Here is a 21531-nt window from a genome sequence, read left to right as displayed (position 1 = left end):
GAAGTGGCGAGACACAAAACGAGCGGCGATCGCGATCCGGCGTTGCGGACGCACAATCGGACACATGCGGGGAACAAGCAGACCAAACCGGATCAACACGCCGATTGATCCGCGAGCGTTGCTCCGGTCGAGGAGATACCGTTGAGACCAGTTCGGACCGTGGCTGCGAGGATGGGCCTGACCGGCTGTCTCTTGGGTTTGTTCCTTGTGGTCGCCCCAGGCCAATCCATGCCCGATGCCAGGGCATCTGAGCAGGTCCCTCTCGCTCGTGCGACCGAGGTCCCCGCTTGCACGGTTTTCGTCGATGCCGCGACGGCGCGCGACGGGAAAGGCTCCATCGAACGCCCGTTCCGCACGATCGCCGCCGCCATAGCCGCCGCCGCGCCGGGTGCCGTAATCTGCGTTGCCGAAGGCACCTACGCCGAGGCGCTGCGGCCGGGGGCAAAGCCGTTCGTCCTGGCAGGCGGCTTCAAGTCGGGCAGCCGCTTCGATGTCCGCGATTCCGCCGTCCACGTGAGCCGAGCGAAAGGGGCGGGAGGTGGCTCCTTCGTGCGGATCGAGGACCCCGGCCCCAAGGGCGATGAACGCGTTGCCATCGACGGCTTCGAGATCACCGGCTATTCGCAGGCGATTGTCCGCGACCACTGGGAGTCCCAGCGCTTCGATCTCACCAACAACCACATCCACGGGAACACCTGCACGGACCAGACGCTCGCCGGTGCCGGGTTCGCGCTCGTCAACGTCACGGGCACGATCGGTGGCAATACCATCCGCCGAAACTCCTGTGGCCGCGGCGGGGCGGGCTTCCTCAACGATCCCCTCAACGAGAACCGGGTCCTGATCGAGGGCAACCTCATCGAAGGCAACGCCGGCACCGAGCCCGACAGCGCGCACGGCGGCGGCCTCTACCTCTTCGGCAACACGCTCGAGATCAAGGGGAATACATTCCTCGAAAACCGCGTCACGCAGTGGGGCGGCGGCCTCTACATCGGTGCTTACAGGCCCGGCAACCAGCCGACCACCGCAACGCTCACGGGCAATGTCTATCGCGGCAACCGGGCGGGCAATTCGGGCGGCGGCTTCTTTTGTGACGACGGCGCGACCTGCCATGCCTCGGGCGAGGTCTACGCCGGCAACTGCGGCGGCAATGTTCTGGTCGACGGCGGGCCGGAGGGCTCGGGCCCGACCGTCGCGCGCTTCGATCACGTCACGAACGTGTTCGCCCTCGATCCATCCTGCGCGGAGCCGAGCATCGGCGTCCTCATCGCCAACTACGAGACCTACGCGCCGGACAGCCACACGTTCACCAATGCGATCTTCTGGGGCAACGCGCCAGGCGCCGACTTCGCGGTCTCGTGCGGCTCGGGGTGTGATCGGATCGAGGTCGTGGTGAACCATTCGATGGTCGACACGCGCTATGAGGACGCCAGCGTCAGGATATCGTTCGGCGAGGGCAATATCGCGTCCGCCGATCCCTTGTTCGTCTCTCCGCAAGAGGAAGATTATCGGCTGCGCCCGGGGAGCCCGGCTGCCGGCAAGGGAGCATTCGCGATGGCCGGCGCGCCGCTGGGGGCGGTTCCGGCCGCGCCCGCATCGGCCGCGCCAGCACCTGATGCGCCCGGACTTGCCGCGCCCGCCCCCGCCGGGGATGGGAAAGCCGGCGCCGCCGTCGCCCGCGGTGCGATGTTCTTCGGCTTTCCCGAGCGCTTCAACCGCCATTACACGGACCCGTCCTGGCGACCATCGCGGACCGTCTACGTCAGCCCGACGGGCGTTGGCGACGGCGCGACCCGGGCGAGTCCGATGGCGCCCCGAGACGCGGTATCGGCAGTGCGCCCCGGCACCATGATTCGTTTCCTTCCCGGCCGCTACCTGGGTGGGCTCGATCTCTCCAGGGAGGAGAGCGGCACCTACGACGAGCCTGTCGTCCTCTTCGGCGAGCGCAACGAGGACGGCTCGATTGGCGTCGTCATGGACTGCGCGGTGGGCAAGCGCCAAACCTGCATCAACCTCGAAGGGGCGGACCATGTCGCGGTCGATGGCTTCGAGTTCATCGGCGGCAACTTCGGCGTGCGCATGGTGGGCCTTTCCTACGATGCGAGTGGTCATTCGCGCGGCAACGCGGTCCTCGACTGCATCGGTCACGACCAGGAGCGCGACCCGTTCTTTTCCGCCCAGTCCGATTGGGCAGTCTGGGAGCGTCTCGTTGCCCATGGCGCGAGGAAGGGCGACGGTCACGGCCTCTACATCTCGAACGGCGGCGACTGGAACATCGTGCGCGGCAACGAGACCTTTGCGAACCATTCGAGCGACTTCCAGATCAACGCGGATCCCGCTTCGACCTGCGCCGGGGAGGGTATCGCCTTCGATGATCCCAGGTGCGGCGCCTATGCCGGCGAAGGCGAGGGTGGACGGGGGGCGAGCGATTACTTCCTCGTCGAAAACAATTTCTTTCACCACGGCTCGGGACCCGGCGCGAACTTTACGAGCGTTCGCCGCAGCCTCATCCGCAACAATATCTTCGGCCCCCAGGCACGGCACAACGTCAGCTTCTGGCAGGAGACCGAAAACCCGAAGCTCGGTTCGAGCGACAACCGCATCTTGCACAACCTGTTCATCACGACCGGCCGTCACGGTGTTCAATTCGTTGCCGGCTCGACACGCAATCACTTCATCAACAATATCGTCCTCGCAGTCTCGATCGCCGACGGCAAGGTCGCGGCCAATCCGGACGCTCTGCTCATGGAGGTCGATCCGACCGTCGCGGACAACGTCTATGAAGGAAATTTCTACTCCGCCGGCCGGATCGTCGGGCGCGAGCCGAATTCGTCCGAGAGGGTGCGGGCCGATTTCTCGGCGGACTGGTTCCGGCGGTTTCCGGCCGGCCTCGATCGCGATCCCGCCAACCTGACCCCGGCTCCCGGAGCGCCATTCCTCGATGCGGGAAGGCTCCAACCCGACGCCCCGACCGATCGCAGCGGCAGGGCGCGCTCCGGGCGGGTCGACCTCGGGCCGTTCGAGGTGCCGTAGGAGTCCATCTGGTGAGCCTCGAGGGGGCCGTCGGGTCGCACTCCCGGCCCACCGCCATGATGACGCCCCCTCGAGGTCCCGCGTTCGGGCATGGACATGGCGCGCGATCCTGGCCAATGTCCCCGCGCGCATGGTGGCCCCGTCGGCGAGCCACGGGGTCGGGCGCGGCCACCAGCTCGATTGGGAACGAATGCAGGATCAGCCGCACAAATTCTCCGTCGCCCCCATGATGGAATGGACGGACCGGCATTGCCGGGCGTTCCATCGCGGGCTGTCGCGGCGTGCGCGGCTCTATACCGAGATGGTCACCGCCGAGGCCGTCGTCCATGGCCCGCGCGAGCGCCTGCTCGGCTTCGCTTCGATCGGGCATCCGGTGGCTCTGCAACTCGGTGGCGCGGACCCCGCCCGCATGGCCGAGGCGGCCCGGATCGGTGCTGCTTTCGGCTACGACGAGATCGACATCAACGTCGGCTGCCCCTCGGATCGCGTGCAGTCGGGGGCATTCGGCGCGGCCCTGATGGCTGAGCCCGGGCGCGTTGCCGCCATCTTCCGCGCGATGGCCGATGCCAGCCCCGTCGAGGTGACGGTCAAGTGCCGGATCGGCATCGACGACCAGGACGCGGAGGCTGACTTCCAGCATTTCGTCGAAACCGTCGCGGATGCCGGCTGCCGCACTTTCATCGTGCATGCCCGCAAGGCCTGGCTGCAGGGGCTGAGCCCCAAGGAAAACCGCCAAGTGCCGCCGCTCGACTACGAAAGGGTCTACCGCCTCAAGGCCGCGCGGCCCGATTTGACGGTGGTGATCAACGGCGGCATCGGCACGCTGGACGAGGCGGTAGCGCACCTCGCGCACGTCGACGGCGTGATGCTTGGGCGGGCCGCCTACGAGACGCCGGCGATCCTTGCTGATGTCGATACGCGGTTGTTCGGCGACAGCGATCCGGCGCCGAGCCGGCACGAGGCTCTCGAGCGCTACCTGGTGCACATCGGGCGCGAGTTGGCGCTCGGCACGCCGCTCCATGCGATGACCCGCCACGTCCTCGGGCTCTTTTCGGGTCTGCCGGGTGGCCGGCTCTTTCGCCGCCACATCTCTGAACGCGCCGTGCGCCCCGGGGCTGGGATCGAAGTGGTGCGTGAGGCGATGGACCTGGTTGCACGCGAGCTGGCACGCGCGCAGGATCGAGAGGCGCGCCGGGGGCGGTGCGATGACCGAGCCTTGCGCCGAGCCGGGGGGAGTTCGTAGGTGCCCGAAATGTCCTCGACGCTCGTGGTCGAGCTGGCCTTGATCTGCGCCATGCTCCTCGCAGTCGGCTGCCTCACCGGTTTTCTCGCCGGTCTCCTCGGCATCGGTGCCGGGGCGCCGGTACTTCTGGCTCTGCACGAGTTCTTCCTGACGCTCGGTGTGCCGGAAGCCGAGGTCATGCACCTCTCGGCGGGTACTGGCCTTGCCGTGATGGTGCCGACGTCGCTGCGCTCGTTCGCGCGCCATCGGGCGACCGGAAAGGTCGACATGGACGTCTGGCGCGCCATTGCCTCGGGCGTCGTCCTCGGATCGGTCGCCGGCATCCTCGTTGCGAGCCGCGTCGACAGCGATGTCATGCGCGCCGTGTTCGTGGTCTTCGGCACGCTGCTCGCCATCCGTCTCGTCGTCGGTCTCGAGGGAACGAAAATCGGCGACCGCATGCCGGGTGTAGGCGTGCTCTGGCCGTTCGGCGCGGGCGTCGGTCTCGTCTCGACGCTGATGGGAACGGGCGGCGGGGCGTTCGTTGCCGGCCTCATGACGCTCTATGGCCGCCCCATCCACCAGGCGGTCGCAACCGGCTCCGGCGCCGGCCCTCTGATCGCCGTGCCCGCGACGATCGGCTTCATCTGGGCGGGGTTGGGGCGCGACCTCGGCGTGCCGGGCGCGCTCGGCTACGTCCACTTGCCGGGCGCCGCGATCATCGCGACGACCAGCGTTCTGCTCGCGCCCTATGGTGTGCGCGCCGCCCATGGCGTTTCGCGTCGCACGCTCGAGCTGGTCTTTGCGGCGTTCCTGGCGTTTGTCTGCCTGCGTTTCGTCGTCGCGCTCGCGGCGTGAGGGGCGGCGCTTCGGCCGCCCTCGGACCTACTGGCCTCAGATCTTCTGATTGTATTCCCCAACCTCGGGGTGGGTTGCGAGCAGCGCATCGATCTCTGCGAAAATCGCCCGCATGTTGGCTTCCGACGTCGGGCTCTCGACGACGACGACCAACTCCGGCTTGTTCGAGGAGGCGCGCACCAGGCCCCAGGTCCCATCCTCGAGCACCACACGCACGCCATTGACGGTGACGAGCTCGCGAATCGCTTGACCGGCGAGGGGCTTGCCCTTGCGTGCCATTTCCTCGAAGTGGGCCACCACGCGTTCGACGACACCGTATTTCACCTCGTCGCCGCAGTGCGGGGACATGGTCGGCGACTGCCACGTCTTCGGCAGTGCATTCTTGAGGTCCGCCATGCTGCGCCCCGGGTTGCGGTCGAGCATGTCGCAAACCGCGAGCGCGGCCACGAGGCCGTCGTCGTACCCCCGGCCAAGCGGCGGGGAAAAGAAGAAGTGGCCGGATTTCTCGAATCCGACGAGCGTGCCGTGCTCGTGGTTGTAGCGTTTGATGTAGCTGTGCCCGGTCTTCCAGTAGGCGGTCTCGGCGCCGTTCGCCTTCAGCACCGGATCGGTGAGGAAGAGGCCGGTCGATTTGACGTCGACGACGAAGCGGGCATTCGCGAACTGGCTGGAGATGTCCCGCGCCAGCATGACGCCGACCTTGTCGGCAAAGATCGCCTCGCCGTTGTTGTCGACCACGCCGCAGCGGTCCCCGTCGCCGTCGAAGGCGAGCCCGACCTCGGCGCCGTGCTCGAGCACGGCCTCGCGCAGCGCGTTCAGCATCGCCATGTCTTCGGGGTTCGGGTTGTAGTGCGGGAAGCTGTGGTCGAGGTTGCAATCGAGCGCGATCACCTCGCAGCCGATCGCCTCGAGCACCTGCGGCGCAAATGCCCCAGCCGTGCCGTTGCCGCAGGCCGCCACCACCTTGATCCGGCGCGACAGTTTGCTCCGGTCGCAGAGCGCGGCGATATAGCGCTCGGCCATGTCAGGCACCATCACCAGCCGCCCGCCGCCCGGCATCGGCAGGTCGCCGCCAAGCACGATCGTCCTGAGCTCGCCCATCTCTTCCGGCCCGAGCGTCAGCGGCCGGCCGAGTCCCATCTTGACGCCGGTCCAGCCGTTGTCGTTGTGGCTCGCCGTGACCATGGCGACACCTTCGACGTCGAGCGCGAACTGGGCGAAGTAGGCCATCGGCGAGAGCGCGAGGCCGATGTCGTGCACTTCCATGCCGCCGGCGAGCAGGCCGTTGACGAGGGCCGATTTGACGGCGCTGGAATAGGAGCGGAAGTCGTGGCCGACGACGATTCGCTTGGCAACCCCACGTCGCTCGAAGAGCCGCGCGAGGCCGAGGCCGAGGGCCTGCATGCCGAGAAGGTTGATCTCCTCGGGAAACAGCCAGCGGGCATCGTACTCGCGAAAGCCGGTGGCCTTGACCAGCGGCAAGCGCTCGAAGTCGGCCGTGTTGGGCAGGAGGCCCTGCCTCGGCTTTGCGAACATGCCGTCTTTCCTTCGACCTGGGGCCTGCTCGACGACATCCCCGTCGGGCATCAAGGCATCGTCGTAGTGGTCTAGCATGACTGGCTTCCTGGTCGATTGGGAGTGTGGCGCGGTGACGTCCCGATCAGTGGTGACGTCCCCGGTCAATTGACGAGTTCGAGGCGGCGGCCGGAAATGCTCACGCTCTTCAGCTTCGAGAGGAATGCCATCCCGAGCAGTGTCACGAAATTCTTGCCGGGCTCGCCGACCAGCCCTTTGACGTCGCGCACGACGATGTTGCCGATGCGAATCTGGTCGATCACGACGGGGGCGACGCGTGTGCGTCCGTTGGCGGTCTGGGCCTCGTGCGTGAAGTCGCTGTCGTAGAGGTGGATACCGACGGCCTTGGCGTCCTCGTAGCGCAGGGACACGTGCGAGGCGCCCGTGTCGACCAGCACATCGATCGGCCGGCCGTTGATGCGGGCCTTTGCGAAGAACTGATTGTGGTGGTCGGCAGTGAGATAGACGCGCGAGCCGTCGCCGGTCGGCTCCTGGGCGCGTTCGGCGGGCTGCTGGACCATGTCCCGCGCCACGTCCTGGCCGATTTCGATGCCCTTCTGCGTCAGCGGCTTGATCGCGGAGGCGATGTCGTCGGCATACCACACGCTGGCGAACACCAGGCCACACCCCAGGACCCAGAGCCCCATTTCCTTGAGAAGGTGGTTCACGCCGGTCTCCGCCCGGTTGCCTGTTGCCTGGAGAGCGGTCGCGTCGACGAGAACGCGAGGGCCCTCCGCCGCCAGCCGATTCGATCGCTCAGCCACGCAGCGTCAGGAACGCGCCCTCGATCTGATAAGACCGCAAACGGCTTAAGAAACTCATACCCAGCAGGCTGATGTGCAGTGCTCCGGGGTTCGCCACCAGCGCTTCCACGTCCCGAAGTCCCACCGGCCCGACAGCGAGGCTGTCGAGCCGCACGCGGGCCGCGAACGCCTCCCCGGAGGCGGTGCGGATCGGGATGGAATAGTCGAGGTCCGACATCGCGACACCGATCAGTCTGGCGTCCTCGTGGCGCAGCACGACGATCGAGGCGCCCGTGTCGACCAGCATCCGCACATTGGCGCCATTGATCTGGCTCTTGACGAAGAACTGTCCGTTCTCGGCGACGCGAACGCGGATGGAACGATCCCCGACCGGGGCAGCGTCGGGCGGCGTGTTGATCGCAGTGCTGCCCGTTGCCTCGTCTGCCTGACTTGGCGGATCGCCGCGCAGGGAGGCGACCAAGGCGCCGATCTCGGCCCGGGTCTGATAGAGCGTGAAAACGAGGAGGGCGAGGGCACCCCAGAGGCCGACATCCCGCAGCAGGGAGCCGACACGCCCCCTCGGGCGGCCGAGCACCGGAGAGGCGAGGAAGATGAGCAGTGCGATCCCGCCGATCGCCGCCGCCACGTCGGTCGCTCCGACCCCGAGCATGCGTCCGGTGTCCTCACGCAGCACCAGCATGAGTCCGGCGACGACGAGCATCGCGAGTGCGATCCAGGCGCCCAAGGCTGCCCCCGATTGCTGGCGCGGGACGCGGTTGCCGGCATACCCGCGGTGACGCGAGATCGGCCTGGGCAACGGTTCGCTTCGGCGCGCCATCGCGCTCGCAACGTAACGGGTCCGGCCAATCTCGTTCGAGACTAACCGATTCACCCGCCGCGCTGCTTGCCGAAGACGCACGTTCAACAGCCGGTTGGTGGCGCGTGGGCGTGGCCGGCCCGCGTTAGGCTCAGATGCCCTGCTCCCCGCGAGCCCGCCGCCGCGTCACGCGCCGCTCGGGGTGCCGGTTCGCCTCGAGCCGTGCCGGAAGCTCGGCCATGATGGCGCTGCGTTCGCTACCGGAAAGGTCCATCCAGCGGGCGATTTCCATCCGGCTGCGCCCGCAACCCGTGCAGAGCCCGATGCGCTCGTCGAGGACGCAGATGCCGACGCAGGGTGATTCCATGGCGGGCGAATCTCCACTCGATGCACGGCCGGTCGGTCCGACCACCGTCGCTCACGCGATCGGAGCGTGACGCCCATTACCCGAACCGCCCTTCGACGGCAATCGCCGCCAGATGTCCCTGGGGGCTGCGCTGGGACGATGGCTCGGTGCCCGTCAGGCCCCGACCCGCTGTCGCTGGCGCCGCAAGGCCTCGACGATCCCGCCACGCGGGCGGCGCGGGTTGGGCGAGTCGCGACGGCTCGAAGGGCGAACCGGAGGTAGCTCCGAGGTCCTGTGACGCTCGCGGCCGAGCGGCTGCAACGGCACGAGCGGGGCGAGAACCCGGGTCTGCGGCATGCGCACGATCGCCTCGGTGCCACGCCGCAGCTCGCTCTTGAGATCGAAGGTGCCGCCGTGCAGCTCGATGAGGCTGTTGACGATCGGCAGACCGAGACCGGTGCCGCCTTCGGCCGTTTCATGGGCGAGCGAGCCTTGACCGAACGCCTGCAAGACCTTGGGGATCTCGTCCTCGGGAATGCCGGGGCCGTTGTCGCGCACGCTCATCACCTGCCCGCCGTCCTCGGTGCCGACCAGCTTGAGCCAGATGGTGCCGCCGACCGGCGTGAACTTGAGGGCGTTGGAGAGGAGGTTGAGTGTGATCTGGCGCAGCGCCCGCTCGTCCGCCCAGACGTGTGGCAGGTCGTGGTCGAATTCCTCCACCACCGTCAGCTTCTTGCCGTCGAGCTTGAGCTTGAGCAGACGGTGGCAGTCCTCGACGATCTCGCGCCAACGAACCGCCTCTTCGCGCAGCTCGAAGCGACCGGCCTCGATGCGCGAGAGGTCGAGGATCTCGTTGATCAGCGTCAGCAGGTGGTGACCGCTCGTGTGGATGTTGTCGCAGTATTCTTTGTAGAGCTTGTTGCCGATCGGCCCCATCATTTCGCACTTCATCACCTCGGAAAAGCCGAGGATGGCATTGAGTGGCGTGCGCAACTCGTGGCTCATGGTAGCCAGGAAGCGCGACTTGGCCCGGTTGGCGGCCTCCGCCCGGCGTCGCGAGTCGTCCGAGATCGCCTTGGCCGCCTCAAGTTCCGCGATCAGCGAGCCCTTCTCGGCGCGGAACTCGAGCATCGCCAGGATCGTGGCGTTGAGACCCTTGGCCAGGAAGACGAAGTAGACGTGCAGGCCGACCGCCATGAACGCCATGGCCCAGTAGAAGGGATCGTCGAGCAGTGCGAAGCGCACCACCAGGGCACCCGTCATCGGCACCGTACCCGCATAGACGATTTGCATCACGGTGGCCGCGAACATCAACCGGATCGTCAGCACGACGACGAGTGCGGCGAAGATGAAAACGTGCGCCGAGGCGTCCGGCTGATCCAGCCCGACCATCGCGATCCCGGCCCAGCTGATGCCGTAGAGCAGCTCGGCATAGACCAGCGTCGACGTCCATTGCAAGAGATTGACCTCGCTGCGCGGGGTGTCGACGAAGCGGCTGCAGTATGTGATGAGGATGGCGCGCGCAAAGAACAGGATGACGAGCCAGATCAACACCTCGGTGACTGGCGCCCAGAACATCGAGGCGAGCGCGATCACGAAGGCCAGGAGCGGGATCGTCGCGATGGCGCCGAGTTCGTTGCGCACGAAAATCAGCAGCGACTCGTATTGGAACTCGGGCTTCTTCTGGATGCCGTGTGAAAGCCGCTCGCGGGCCTCGCGAACGTGGGCGGAGGCGAGGCTGCGCTTGACGCGTTCACGATCTCGAATCTTGGCTGCATCAGGGGTACGCGATGCCATGGGCGTTGATCCGATGAAGCTCGATCCCGGGCATGCCGAAGGGCGTGCGGGTCGCGCGGTCGACTTACCCGAAGGTGAAGGCCATTGCCTAAATTTGCGTTGACGACGATGAACGAGGCTGCCGGCGGACCCGTAGTCGCCGCCCGCGACGGGCGGCTCGTCCCATGCGCCTGAATCGGCGCAACCAGCGTTTGCTCGGCGCGTTCGCGGTGGCCGTGCTGCTCGGCCTCCTCCAGGTTTACCGCGACGGCGGCTTCGGCGGCGGCGGCGATGGTGTGCCCGAACTCGTGACCGGTCGGGCCCGCCTCGTCGACGGCGACAGCTTCCACATCGCGCGCCACGAGGTGCGCCTCGTTGGCATCGATGCGCCGGAGGGCCGGCAGCTCTGCGAGCGGGACGGACGCGATTGGGCCTGCGGGGAGGCTTCGCGCGAGGCACTCGAGCGTTTCATTGCCGGTCGTGATGTCGAATGCCGCATCGAAAAGCGGGACCAGCACGGCCGCCTCCTCGGTGTCTGCCGGGTCGGCGGCACGGAGATCAACCGCTGGCAGGTCGAGGAGGGTTGGGCCGTCGCCTTCGGCCGCTACCGCGATGCCGAGGCGCGTGCCCGAACGGCCCGGCGTGGCATCTGGGTCGGCACGTTCCGCCGCCCGAGCGAATGGCGCGCCGAGGAGCGCGGCGGCTGAGCGATCGCTCGCGCGGCTGCCATGCTCGGGTCAACGCCCCTACGCCCGATCGGCGCGGCGCTGTGTGTCCGTTTCAGGCCTTTCGGCGGTCGAGAACAGCATCGAGATGTAGTTGATGAGATGATCGATACTCGCCACGGCGACCTCCGGGCCGCCCTTGGCTTTGGCGAGCACGAAGGCGCCCTGCAGCACCGTTTGCGTGAAGAGGGCGAGGCTCCGCGCGCTCCATTCCGCCTCGATGCCGTGGAATGCCTTGGCTTCCTCGATATCGCGCACCAGCGTTTCGGCATGGTCGCAGATCGCGGCCCCACAGGCTTCACGGATGGCTGGATGTGTCGCGAACACCTCCTGGACCATGGTGCCGGCGAGACAGCTGAACTCCGGCAGCTCGCCGACCAGTATCTGGCGACGGAAGGCGAGGTAGCCGAGGAATCGTTGCAGCGGGTCGTCGTGCGCGTGGTAGGGGGCCCCGGCGAAGAATGCGCCCGTCGTCTCCGCCCAATGGCGTGCGGCGGCCACGGCGAGCTCCTCCTTGCTCGCGAAGTGATGGAAGAAGGCGCCCTTCGTCACCCCGGCCTTCGCGCACAGCTCCTCGACCGTTGTTGCCGAGTACCCTTTCTCGCGGATCACAGCGAGTGCGGCCGAGAGGATCTTGTTGCGTGCCGTTCCCACCCTCGCCATGCATGATCTCCATTCCCCGAAAATGACCGGCACGTAGAAATATGTGATTTCAGGAACTGCCACCGCCATGGTCGTGGTTCCGGCGACACATGTCCATGCGCGCTTCGGCGAACATCCGCCGCCGCGCCTGCGTCCGAGGTCCGTCCGGAAGCGACCGGGAGGGGAGGCTCGCTGCGCAACCGATTGGCGCGACCCAGTCGGGCGTGCACAATAGCGTGGTCGATCGAACTTGGCTCGACCCCCTTCGGACCTCGAGCGAACTGGAAGGAGCGACCCGTTGAAGATCATCGAGGACGGCCGCGCGCCCAACCCGAGGCGGGTGCGAATCTTCTTGGCCGAGAAGGCCATCGCCATGACCTATGAGCAGGTCGACATCAACACGGGCGGCCAGAATGCTCCGGACATCGTCGCCCTCAATCCCCTGCGGCGCTTTCCCATCCTGGTGCTCGATGATGGCTCGGCGCTGAGCGAAAGTGTTGCCATCTGCCGTTATTTCGAGGCTCTGCAACCCGAGCCCGCACTCTTCGGGCGCACCCCTCTCGAACAGGCGAGCATCGAGATGTGGAACCGACGCGCCGAGCTGGGACTGCTCGCCCACGTCGCCGGCGCATTCCGTCATCTCCACCCGGCAATGGCCGAGCTGGAGAAACCGCAGGTCGCCCCATGGGGGGAGCTTTGCCGAGATCGGATACCGGACGATCTCGCCTTCTTCGACCGCCGGCTCGGGCAAGCCCGCTATCTGGCGGGTGATGCCTTCAGCATTGCCGACATCACGCTGCTCTGCGCGTTCGACTTCATGCGGGTAACCAAGGTGCGCTGCCCCGAGGAGCTGGTTCACCTCCGGCGCTGGCATGGTGAGGTTTCGGCGCGGCCGAGCGCGAAGGCCTGAGGCGCGAGCGACCATGAGCGCCGAGGATGGGGCCGCTGCCGCGATCGCCCGACTTGCAGGCGACATGCGCGCCTGCCGGATCTGCATGGAGGCGCCGAAAGGACCGCCCCTCCCGCATCCGCCTCGGCCCGTCTTCCAGCTCTCGGCGACCGCTCGTCTCTGCATCGTCGGACAGGCTCCTGGCATCAGAGCGCACGTGGCCGGCCGCCCCTTCGCCGATCCGTCCGGCGATCGCCTGCGCGATTGGCTCGGCATCGACGAGGCGACGTTTTACGACGAGAGCCGCATCGCCATCATCCCGATGGGCTTTTGCTTTCCGGGCTACGATGTGCGCGGCGCCGACCTGCCGCCACGGCGCGAGTGCGCCCCGGCCTGGCGCGCCAGGGTGTTCGACCTGCTCGAGCACATCGGGCTGATCGTCGTGATCGGCCAATACGCGCAGGAGTGGCACCTCGGTCCCCGGCGCCTTGCCGATCTGACGGCCACTGTTGCCAACTGGCGCGAATACCTGGAAGCGTCGGGGAAGGGTCCCCGCACGCTTGTGCTGCCGCATCCTTCCTGGCGCAACAACGGCTGGCTGAAGCGCAATCCGTGGTTCGCGGCAGAATTGCTCCCTACCTTGCGGTCCGAGGTTGCCGCTCTCCTCGAGAGCGTCGGCCAACCATCTGTCGGTTCCTGAAGTCGCGCGTTCAGTAGGCCTTGCCGAGCTGACGCAGCCGACGGATCAGGCTCGAAGTATCCCACCGCCGTCCGCCCATTGCCTGAACGTCGCCGTAATACTGGTCGACGAGCGCCGTCATCGGCAGGCTGACGCCGTTGGCCTTGGCCTCCTCGAGGCAAATGGCGAGGTCCTTGCGCATCCAGTCGACGGCGAAACCGAACTCGAACTCGTCTCGTGCGATCGTCTTCCAGCGGTTTTCCATTTGCCAGGACTGTGCCGCGCCCTTCGAGATCGTCTCGACGACGGCGTCGGTATCGAGGCCGGCGGATTGCGCGAAATGGATCGCCTCGGCGAGGCCCTGCACGACCCCGGCGATGCAGATCTGGTTGACCATCTTTGTGAGCTGTCCCGCCCCGGTCGGGCCGATGAGGCGGCTCATGCGCGCATAGCAGTCGATCACCGGCTTGGCGCGCTCGAAGACGGCGGCCTCGCCGCCGATCATGACGGTCAGCACGCCGTTTTCCGCTCCCGCCTGGCCGCCGGAGACGGGGGCGTCGAGAAAGTGCGCGCCACGCGCCCGGGCGGCCGCGTCCAGCTCACGCGCGACCGCCGCCGATGCCGTGGTGTTGTCGATGAAGATTGCGCCCGCGCCGAGTGTGCCGAATGCCCCGTCCGTGCCTGTCGTGACAATCCGAAGGTCGTCATCGTTGCCGACACAGGCGAACACGAAGTCCGCCCCGGCCGCGGCCTCCGCCGGTGTGCTCGCGACGCGACCGCCGAACTTCTGGGTCCAGGCCTCCGCCTTGACGCGGTTGCGATTGAAGACGGTCAACTCGTGCCCGCCCTTCGTGCGGATGTGCCCCGCCATCGGAAAACCCATCACGCCCAGCCCGATCCACGCCACCTTCGCCATCGTCACGCTCCTTGTCACACCCGACCATCGCGGCCGCGCGGCGGGGTTCGGCCCCGCGCCTGTCGGCTCCGGACCGTCATAGTCGATCGGATGGCATTGTGAAGGGTCGATGGGTGCCGTCGGTCGGCAATGCGAGGAGGCGATCGCAAAAGAAGAGCGGCCGGGCTTGGGGGGGCCCGGCCGCGTCATGACGCACGGTCTCGTTGGGATGACCCGGTCGCGGAGCCGGCCTTGGGGGGTGGCCGGGGCAGCGCGTCGGAAGGTGCGAAGTGCGGGGTATTGGGGGGAGCCCCGCGCTCGCATTTGGGGGCGATTGCCTTCCAGAGGTCCGTTGTGCGTCAAGCTCCAGATGGATGGTCGAGGTCGTCGGCCGCGCTTTCGTCTCATGATCGGCGAGCCGCCTTGCCTTCGATCCTTCTCTTGTTCCTGTTCGATCGAGCGGTTGCAGCCGGCTCTTTCTCTTCGATGGTTCACGGATAACCGACCCGACCTGAGGCGATCATGAACACGACATTCATTTTCGCTTCATTCTGGGACGCTGGCGCATGGCCTCAGGCGACACGGGCTCAGGCGATCGGCGAATCTGGGAACGCCAGTTGCTCGCGTGCGCGCCACTCGTTGGTCACGTAGTTGATGATGACCGACTGGCGAACGCCCGGAATGTCGCGTGGCTCGAAGCCGTGGTACGTGTTGTTCGATGGCACGAAGATGAGCGCCCCGCCCGGCCGGAACGGCGAGCGCCCGACATGACGCTTCTCGCCGTCGTAGATGTCCGTGCCGAGATTGGCGTGCGCCGGGTCGCGCGAGATGTAGACCAGCATCGTGAACTTCTTCACCCCGAGGTCGGTGTGCGGCTCCAGCCAGAAGCCGCCGGTGTCCTGGGCATACTCGATCCGCAGGTACGTGCCCGAAAGATCGAGCCCGCAATGTTTTTCGATGAAATCGGTGGTCTCGCGCGCCTGGAAGGCCTCCGCGAAATCGTGCACCACTTCGTGGCGCGCGCTGTTGTCGCGATCGAAGTACGTGCGAGTGGCATTGTGCAGTTCGCGCTTGCCGGAGACGCCACCGAGGTCGGGTGCCTTGAACGGCAGGCCGATGATCGCGTCGACCGTTTCCTCGGGGATGCAGCGTTCGAGGATCCAATGTTTATAGGGGGTCTCTTTCGGCGCCGTGGTCTCGAGGCACCGTTTGAACGTCCCGATGATGGCTGCGCGTCCGCTGGACATGCCTACCCCCTTGCGGTGTTGAAATGACAATCTCGTCCGGGCCGGGCTCGAGGCATCCGCCGCACCCCCGTCTCGGACGTCGCATCCGGCGCCGGTTCTCGGCAACGGCCGGATGCGGCACTCGGGTGATCCCGTTCGTCTCGACGCGTTCCGGGCACGGTCTGAGGCAATGGCTCCGTCGCGCACCCGGGTTCACGCCGAGAGTGGCCATGCTGGCCCGTGTGACGCATCGCCCGGGCCTTGTCCAGCCCGATGTGGAGGCCCGGTGTGGAGCGGAACGCGCCCGCTGCAACGCCCCGCCGATGCGCAACTTGCCCGGGCGATCGGACCCGCCGGTTGCCGCCCCACCGGCCCGAATGGCCCTGGCCGTGGTGATCTCCCCGCAATCGACAATCCTGTCGCAGGATTCGCGGGCGGTAGATTATGGGCGCAATTTCATAATGTTGATCGATTTTGTCCCCTGGTTTTCGACCGATTGTTCACGAGCCGCGTGCTTTTGGCGAAACGTTGCTCAATCAACCTGAGGCGCCAGCCTCGAATCACCTAGCCTGCCGGCAAGTTGGTGATCGGGGGTTTAGTCATGCAGAGTCGCGTTTGCGTGGTTGCGGCCGCGTCTAGGCCGAAATCAGTCGCGTCGTTCGTACTCGTCGGGATCATCCTGGCACTCGTAGTGGCCCTTTCGCCGCGCTCCGCATTCGCTCAGGCTGGCACCGCCACGCCATGCGCGCGCTGTCAGACCGTCTCGGCGGCCGGCGCAAGTCTCGCCGCGGACCTCAGACGCTTCGAGCAGGACCGCACGCGAACGCTCGCTCAGGTCGAGCGAGTCGATGCGGCCATCGCGAGCCTCACGACATCGAAGGATGCCAACGAGCGTTCTGTCTCGCAGGTCCTTCGCGAGCGCCGCAGCAACCGCGATCGTGCCCGGTTGCCGGAGATCGAAGCGCGTCTGCGCCGGTTGAGTGAGGAGACCGCCGATCTCGATCGCCGCCTTGCCGACGAACTCGAGCGCAAGGCCCAGTTTTTCGAGCGCATCACATGGCACAATGCCGTCATCGAGCGGCTGCGCAGCGAGAGCCAGGCGTTCACCCGGCTGGCTGGCCGCTGCACCGATCAGTGCCTCGACGTCGAGCGCGGCGCGGCGCGCCCGAACTTCGCGCGCATCGCCCAATCCCCTCTCGAACGATTGGAGGCCACCGAGTGCGCCGACTGTAACGCCGAGGTCCTCGAGGTGAACAATCTGGTCGGTCAGATCGAGGACGAGAGGCGCCAGCTCGCAACGACCCGTGCCGGTCTGGCGCGCACCGAGGAAGTGGTCGCCGGCGCCGACCGTGCCCGCGACGCCAGCATCGAGCGCTATCTCCAGAGCATTCGCGGTCTCGCGGATTTCGAAGCACGCGAACGGCGCGCCAGCATCGACGCTCAGATCATCCAGCAGCGTGCGGCCCTCGAGCAGCTCGCCCCCGACTTCCGGCAGGTCCTCGAGCGCCGCAGCGAGCAATGGAGCCAGGTGGTCTCGGCGACGCGCCGCATCGAAGAGCGTCTCGAGGCCTATGACACCATGCTGGCAGGCAATCGCCGTTGCATCGCGCAATGTCGCGGCACGACCGAGCCGGCAACCGGTGGTCGTGAAACCGGCCCCTCGGCCGGCACCGCACAGCGCCAGGGGCGCGAGCCGATCGCGACGCCCGACCCGAACGGCGGGACCGATGACGGCAAGTCCCAGGATCGCCTGACCGCACCTGCCGCGCGCACTCCCTCGACGGCGGATGCCGCGCCCCGGATTTCGCCGATCCTGCCGCCGGAGCAGCCGGTTCTCCCGGTGGACGAGGACGTCGACCTCGGCCGCCCGCAGATCGCCCGCGCTCCCGTGCGATTGTCGGGTGCGACCGGCCGCCGCCCTGTTCGCAGTGTTCCGCGCTCGCCGGCTCTGCCGCAGGCCGCCCCGCGCGAGCGTTCGCTCGACGCCGATCTCGAAATGGCCCGCCCCCACGAACTGCGCGCCCGGATCGGCGTCGGCGAGATCGACCTGCCTGGCCGCCGCCCGGCAGGTGGCGACGGCACACTGGGTAGCTGGTCGGTCGAGGTGTCCGGCACGTTCGATGCGAGCGCAGCTATCGGAGCTGTCGCCATCGGTGAGTGGGAGGTCCGAGTCATCGACGCCGGAGACGACGCGAATATCGCCCCGGCGGTCGGGTTGGCCGGTGTGTTGACCCTGGAAGCCCCCGGCGGCTCGATCCTGGCTGCGGCTGGTCCGGGCGCGACGCCGATCGCCTACGATGCCGACTACCACGAATTGCGCACCGAGCTGCGCCTCGGATCGCCGGAGCACGCATGCCTTTCGTCGGGTGCCGGCTGCCGGTTCGGTCTGCTGGCCGGTCTCCAGTTGACGTCGCTCGAGGAGGAGGTGCTTGGTCTGCGCGCGCTCGACGGGGCGGCCTTCTCGCTCGCCCGCGAACTCGATTCGCATTCCGCGCTTCTGGGCTTCTTCGGCCACGTCCGCCAACCGCTCGGCGGCACCCCGCTCGGCTTTGCCACGCTCGTTCTCGATGCCGATGCGTTCGTGAAGCTCGGTTATGCGAACGCGGACGCCCAATTGCGGGTCGCTGGGCTTTCCGCCGGAAACGCTTCCGAGAGTGGCGGCTTTGCCGGCTTCGGCGCCGAGGCCGACCTTCAGATCGAGTTCGACCTGGACGGCTTCCTGCTGGCGTTCGGCGCCCGCTATGGCATCGAGACCGATCCGACCGTTGCCTACGATGGCGCGGGCGGCCTCGACCTCGGCCGCGGCACTCGCGAGGACGCCCTGGTCTACCTGGAAGGCAAGTGGCGGTTCTGATCGCCGGTGGCGTCGACGGGCCGGATCAGGGCTCGCTCGCCGCCGCCGCTCCGTTCTTCAGTCCCCGAGCCTGAAGCGCTCGAGGAGGACGAACGGGCGGGCGTCTCCCGGATCGCCGAATAGGCAGATCGCCGCCATCTCGAACGGCTGGGCGAGGATCGGCTTCAATCGGCGGGAGATGGCGGCAGCGACGGCCTCTCCCTCGTCCTGAGGCAATCGGTCGCTGACGGTGATGTGCAGGCGGAACCGGTCGAGCACGTGGGGATAGCCCCAACGCTCGAGATGGGCCCGCTCCTTGTCGTCGAGCCGGGACGGCTGGCGGTGGGCGCGCTCGGCATCCGTCAGTGGCGCGCGCAGGTGGTCCAGTTCCGTGACACAGGCGGCCGCCACCGCATCGGCGCCGGACGTGTCGCCGGTCGCGATCATCGCGACGAAATCGCCCAGTCGTGCCACCTCGAGCGGGCCCGTGCGGGCCGGTTGCAGTCGCTTGGCGAGCGCCCGCACCTCTTGGGCGAGTTGGCGTTCATCGCTTCCATCCGCGAGGCGGAACGGCGCCTTCAGCGTCGCGTGCATTCCATAGCGCGACGGTCCGCGTGTCGCGCGTTCGACCAGTTCCTCCGGCAATCCGAGTGTTTCGCGCGGGGTATGGCTCGTTGCGCCCGGCGATCGATGGCCGAACCAAGCGGCGGCAAAGCGCGACAACGGCGTGTGGGGCTCTGGAGCGTAGTAGACGGCGTATCTCTGGAACATGCGGCACCTGAAGCATTCGGCCGGCCGCCGCGATGGATCGCAACCGCGCCGAGCGCTGCCGTCATAGCGCCTTGGCATCACGAGGCAAGCTGGCCCGGCTTCGAACTGGCGCAACCCTGGCGGTGATCCGCCGCTGCCAAGTCTCCAATGGCATGCACGATCGACGCCTCTGCGTCCCGCCGAAACAATTGCGGCGCCGAGTTTTGCTCGGCGCCGCTCATGGAAGGATCCCGTACGCGACTTACCTTTCGAGATCGTCTCCAATCCCTTGCGTCCGCGAGCGGGCGCGAAATAGTGCTGATCCATCTTTATGATTTGGCCATGTCCACAGTATGACATCGCCTTCTCCTTTCTGTCGATTGGTGTCGCGCGCTGTCGCCCTGGCTCCACTTCCTTGCTGGTTCTGGTGGACGCGGGCGCGAGGTGCTAGCTCGGTCTGCCGCCGGAATCGGCGGGGGGGCGTGATGGATGGGGGGCTGCGGTGGGCGCTGGTGGAAAGCTCGATGGGCGCCGTCCGATCGACGAGGCGGGCCGACTCGAAGCCATCGTCGGCGTCGTCGCGGTGGTTGGCGTCTATTCGTTGACGGTGGGCTACACCTACCCTGCACTCTCCTTCAACCTCGAGGCCCGTGGCTATTCCTCGACGGTGATCGGTCTGCAGACCGCCATGTCGGGACTTGGAACCGCCTTCGGCTCGTTCGCGGCGGCTGTGCTCGTGCGCCATTTCGGCGCCTGGCCGACGGTCATCTGCTGCATGGCGACGACGGTCGTCACCATCATGCTGTTCGGCTTCATCCCGGACGTCGAGGTCTGGTATGGCCTGCGCTTCATCCTCAGTTGCAGCGGTGCCGTGCTTTTCGTGGTCAGTGAGACCTGGCTGAACGAGTTCGCGCCCGATCGCCTGCGCGGTCGTATCGTCGGCATCTACACGTCCGTCATCGCGGGCCTCTTTGCCGCGGGCCCATTGCTGATCCCGGTGATCGGCTTTTCGGGTGTATTTCCCTATGTCGTCGTCGGCGTCGCCCTCGCGGTCCTCGGCTCGCCCGTCCTCTTGCTGCGCGGCCGTGCTCCCGAGGTCGAACACGTCGCCCTCTCCCATGTGGCGCGCACCGTTCGTCTGATTCCGCTCCTTCTGCTCGCGGTCGGCTGCTTTGGCTATTTCGACGCTGCCATCCTCGGTCTTTGGAGTGTTTATGCGCTGGGTGAGGGCATCTCGGCCGACCGCGCGGCCCTTCTCCTGACCGCGCTCATCATCGGCAATCTCGTCCTGCAGCTGCCACTCGGCTATCTCGCCGATCGCTATTCGCGCCGCCGCCTGCTGGTGGTTTGCGCTCTCGTCGGCGCGGGCGGGGCGGCGGGGCTGCCGCTGATCGATCTCTCGAGCGCCTTCGCGGTGCCCTACCTCGTCGTCTGGGGCGCGCTCGCCTTCGGCGTCTATACGCTGGCCATGACCTTGGTCGGCGAGCACCTGCGCGGCCCGCAATTGCTCGCTGCCAATGCCGGATTCAGCCTGATGTGGGGTGTCGGCAATCTCGTTGGTGCCGGCATCACCGGCCCACTCATGGACGCGATCGGCGGCGACGGTTTTCCGCTCTCGATCTTCGGGGCCTACGCCGCGCTCCTCGTTGCCGCGCTGGCCATGGTGCCGGTGCGCACGGCCGTCGTCGTCCTTCGCCAAGGGCTCGCCTCCGCGCCGCCCGCAACATCCGATCCGACCGCCGCCGCGCCCATCCGTCCGGCCCCTGACATTCACCGCAAAGGAGAGTGAAAACGATGATCGATTTCTACACCTGGTCGACGCCCAACGGGCGTAAGGTCTCGATCATGCTGGAAGAGACCGGCATGCCCTACGAAGTGCATCCGATCGACATTAACAAGGACGAGCAGTTCCAGCCGCATTTCCTCGCCATCAGTCCCAACAATCGCATACCCGCCATCGTCGACAGGGAGACCGGGGTCGGCCTCTTCGAGAGCGGTGCGATCCTCGCCTACCTCGCCGAGCGCTCCGGCCAGCTCTGGCCAACCGATCTCGCCGGGCGCTATCGCGTGCTCCAATGGCTGATGTGGCAGATGGGCGGCTTCGGTCCGATGCTCGGTCAGGCCCATCATTTCCTGCACTTCAATCCCGGCAGTTCGGCCTACGCCGAGGAGCGCTTTTCCAAGGAAACGCGCCGTCTCTACGGTGTGCTCGATCGCCAGCTCGCCCGGAGCGAATTCATCGCGGGTGATTATTCCATCGCCGACATCGCCGCATGGCCCTGGGCCGCGCGCTTCGAATGGCAGCGGATCGATCTCGCCGAGTTCCCGAACGTGAGGCGCTGGTACCTGGCGATCGCGGGGCGACCTGCTGTCCAGCGCGGCTACCATGTCCCGGTTGCCCAGTCCTCCATCCCGATGCCGGTGTGAGCGCGCCCGCAGACCTCGGCGGCCATTGGGGAGGCTGTGCCGCGGAGAGACAACCCCCTTCCCGGGAGGGCACGGGCCGAGGCGACGATCCCTGGATC

The 21531-nt window shown here is 67.1% G+C and carries 18 protein-coding genes; 9 read left to right on the top strand and 9 right to left on the bottom strand.

Translation table 11 applies throughout. The features are described from left to right. Positions 1–141 precede the first annotated feature (141 nt). The 3 genes from GC150_12865 to GC150_12855 all read left to right on the top strand — a co-directional run bounded on the left by GC150_12865 (position 142) and on the right by GC150_12855 (position 5110). On the top strand, positions 142–3030 hold the full coding sequence (locus GC150_12865) for a DUF1565 domain-containing protein (protein ID MBI1385793.1): 2889 nt from the start codon (positions 142–144) through the stop codon (positions 3028–3030). A gap of 190 nt (positions 3031–3220) precedes the next feature. Beyond that, a complete protein-coding gene (gene dusA, locus GC150_12860; GenBank protein ID MBI1385792.1) occupies positions 3221–4273 on the top strand; it encodes a tRNA dihydrouridine(20/20a) synthase DusA in 1053 nt (350 codons plus the stop codon). 9 nt (positions 4274–4282) lie between these two features. Next, complete coding sequence (locus tag GC150_12855; protein MBI1385791.1) at positions 4283–5110, top strand: TSUP family transporter; 828 nt, start codon at positions 4283–4285, stop codon at positions 5108–5110. A 36-nt stretch (positions 5111–5146) separates the two neighbouring features. Here the strand turns inward: GC150_12855 and GC150_12850 are convergent, their stop codons facing one another. The 5 genes from GC150_12850 to GC150_12830 form a co-directional block, all read right to left on the bottom strand. Then, the gene (locus GC150_12850) at positions 5147–6646 is read right to left on the bottom strand and encodes a phosphomannomutase/phosphoglucomutase (protein ID MBI1385790.1); all 1500 of its coding nucleotides are present in this window, start codon (positions 6644–6646) and stop codon (positions 5147–5149) included. Between the two features lie 143 nt (positions 6647–6789). Beyond that, complete coding sequence (locus GC150_12845; GenBank protein MBI1385789.1) at positions 6790–7332, bottom strand: TIGR02281 family clan AA aspartic protease; 543 nt, start codon at positions 7330–7332, stop codon at positions 6790–6792. A gap of 109 nt (positions 7333–7441) precedes the next feature. After that, complete coding sequence (locus GC150_12840) at positions 7442–8266, bottom strand: TIGR02281 family clan AA aspartic protease (protein MBI1385788.1); 825 nt, start codon at positions 8264–8266, stop codon at positions 7442–7444. Between the two features lie 130 nt (positions 8267–8396). Then, positions 8397–8612, bottom strand: a complete 216-nt coding sequence (locus tag GC150_12835) for a DUF1289 domain-containing protein (protein ID MBI1385787.1) — start codon at positions 8610–8612, stop codon at positions 8397–8399. 153 nt (positions 8613–8765) lie between these two features. Next, a complete protein-coding gene (locus tag GC150_12830; protein MBI1385786.1) occupies positions 8766–10388 on the bottom strand; it encodes a sensor histidine kinase in 1623 nt (540 codons plus the stop codon). Positions 10389–10552: 164 nt separating this feature from the next. Here GC150_12830 and GC150_12825 point away from each other — a divergent pair, with 164 nt between their 5' ends. Beyond that, positions 10553–11074 (top strand): thermonuclease family protein, encoded by a 522-nt coding sequence (locus tag GC150_12825; protein MBI1385785.1) that lies wholly within the window; start codon positions 10553–10555, stop codon positions 11072–11074. Between the two features lie 39 nt (positions 11075–11113). Here the strand turns inward: GC150_12825 and GC150_12820 are convergent, their stop codons facing one another. Further along, complete coding sequence (locus tag GC150_12820; GenBank protein MBI1385784.1) at positions 11114–11755, bottom strand: TetR family transcriptional regulator; 642 nt, start codon at positions 11753–11755, stop codon at positions 11114–11116. Positions 11756–12032: 277 nt separating this feature from the next. On the opposite strand from GC150_12820, the gene GC150_12815 reads away from it, so the two are divergent. Together GC150_12815 and GC150_12810 are read left to right on the top strand one after the other, a co-directional pair. After that, complete coding sequence (locus GC150_12815; protein MBI1385783.1) at positions 12033–12644, top strand: glutathione S-transferase; 612 nt, start codon at positions 12033–12035, stop codon at positions 12642–12644. A gap of 13 nt (positions 12645–12657) precedes the next feature. Continuing rightward, entirely contained in the window at positions 12658–13323 is a 666-nt protein-coding gene (locus GC150_12810; protein ID MBI1385782.1) for a uracil-DNA glycosylase family protein, read from the top strand. 10 nt (positions 13324–13333) lie between these two features. On the opposite strand, the gene GC150_12805 is transcribed toward GC150_12810, so the two are convergent. Both GC150_12805 and GC150_12800 read right to left on the bottom strand, forming a co-directional pair. After that, complete coding sequence (locus tag GC150_12805; GenBank protein MBI1385781.1) at positions 13334–14218, bottom strand: NAD-binding protein; 885 nt, start codon at positions 14216–14218, stop codon at positions 13334–13336. Positions 14219–14784: 566 nt separating this feature from the next. Further along, positions 14785–15423 carry a 2OG-Fe(II) oxygenase gene (locus GC150_12800; protein MBI1385780.1) on the bottom strand — a complete coding sequence of 213 codons (639 nt, stop codon included), beginning with the start codon at positions 15421–15423 and terminating at the stop codon, positions 14785–14787. A 601-nt stretch (positions 15424–16024) separates the two neighbouring features. Here GC150_12800 and GC150_12795 point away from each other — a divergent pair. After that, complete coding sequence (locus tag GC150_12795) at positions 16025–18277, top strand: hypothetical protein (protein MBI1385779.1); 2253 nt, start codon at positions 16025–16027, stop codon at positions 18275–18277. Between the two features lie 57 nt (positions 18278–18334). Here the strand turns inward: GC150_12795 and GC150_12790 are convergent, their stop codons facing one another. After that, the gene (locus GC150_12790; GenBank protein MBI1385778.1) at positions 18335–19366 is read right to left on the bottom strand and encodes a DUF1045 domain-containing protein; all 1032 of its coding nucleotides are present in this window, start codon (positions 19364–19366) and stop codon (positions 18335–18337) included. A 142-nt stretch (positions 19367–19508) separates the two neighbouring features. Between GC150_12790 and GC150_12785 the strand changes: the two genes are divergently transcribed. Beyond that, entirely contained in the window at positions 19509–20795 is a 1287-nt protein-coding gene (locus GC150_12785; GenBank protein MBI1385777.1) for an MFS transporter, read from the top strand. A 5-nt stretch (positions 20796–20800) separates the two neighbouring features. After that, positions 20801–21433: a glutathione S-transferase gene (locus GC150_12780; GenBank protein ID MBI1385776.1), complete on the top strand. Its 633-nt coding sequence runs from the start codon at positions 20801–20803 to the stop codon at positions 21431–21433. Positions 21434–21531 lie beyond the last annotated feature (98 nt).

The organism is Hyphomicrobiales bacterium, assembly GCA_016125495.1.
Taxonomy (GTDB): Bacteria; Pseudomonadota; Alphaproteobacteria; order Rhizobiales; family RI-29; genus RI-29.
This window is presented reverse-complemented; position numbering and strand designations above follow the sequence as displayed.

Excerpts from the sequence above, each read along its gene's own strand:
- dusA (MBI1385792.1), top strand. The coding sequence starts at position 3,221 with ATGCAGGATCAGCCGCACAAATTCTCCGTCGCCCCCATGATGGAATGG.
- GC150_12855 (MBI1385791.1), top strand. The coding sequence starts at position 4,283 with ATGTCCTCGACGCTCGTGGTCGAGCTGGCCTTGATCTGCGCCATGCTC.
- GC150_12850 (MBI1385790.1), bottom strand. The coding sequence starts at position 6,646 with ATGTTCGCAAAGCCGAGGCAGGGCCTCCTGCCCAACACGGCCGACTTC.
- GC150_12845 (MBI1385789.1), bottom strand. The coding sequence starts at position 7,332 with ATGGGGCTCTGGGTCCTGGGGTGTGGCCTGGTGTTCGCCAGCGTGTGG.
- GC150_12840 (MBI1385788.1), bottom strand. The coding sequence starts at position 8,266 with ATGGCGCGCCGAAGCGAACCGTTGCCCAGGCCGATCTCGCGTCACCGC.
- GC150_12835 (MBI1385787.1), bottom strand. The coding sequence starts at position 8,612 with ATGGAATCACCCTGCGTCGGCATCTGCGTCCTCGACGAGCGCATCGGG.
- GC150_12830 (MBI1385786.1), bottom strand. The coding sequence starts at position 10,388 with ATGGCATCGCGTACCCCTGATGCAGCCAAGATTCGAGATCGTGAACGC.
- GC150_12825 (MBI1385785.1), top strand. The coding sequence starts at position 10,553 with ATGCGCCTGAATCGGCGCAACCAGCGTTTGCTCGGCGCGTTCGCGGTG.
- GC150_12820 (MBI1385784.1), bottom strand. The coding sequence starts at position 11,755 with ATGGCGAGGGTGGGAACGGCACGCAACAAGATCCTCTCGGCCGCACTC.
- GC150_12810 (MBI1385782.1), top strand. The coding sequence starts at position 12,658 with ATGAGCGCCGAGGATGGGGCCGCTGCCGCGATCGCCCGACTTGCAGGC.
- GC150_12805 (MBI1385781.1), bottom strand. The coding sequence starts at position 14,218 with ATGGCGAAGGTGGCGTGGATCGGGCTGGGCGTGATGGGTTTTCCGATG.
- GC150_12795 (MBI1385779.1), top strand. The coding sequence starts at position 16,025 with ATGCAGAGTCGCGTTTGCGTGGTTGCGGCCGCGTCTAGGCCGAAATCA.
- GC150_12790 (MBI1385778.1), bottom strand. The coding sequence starts at position 19,366 with ATGTCATACTGTGGACATGGCCAAATCATAAAGATGGATCAGCACTAT.
- GC150_12780 (MBI1385776.1), top strand. The coding sequence starts at position 20,801 with ATGATCGATTTCTACACCTGGTCGACGCCCAACGGGCGTAAGGTCTCG.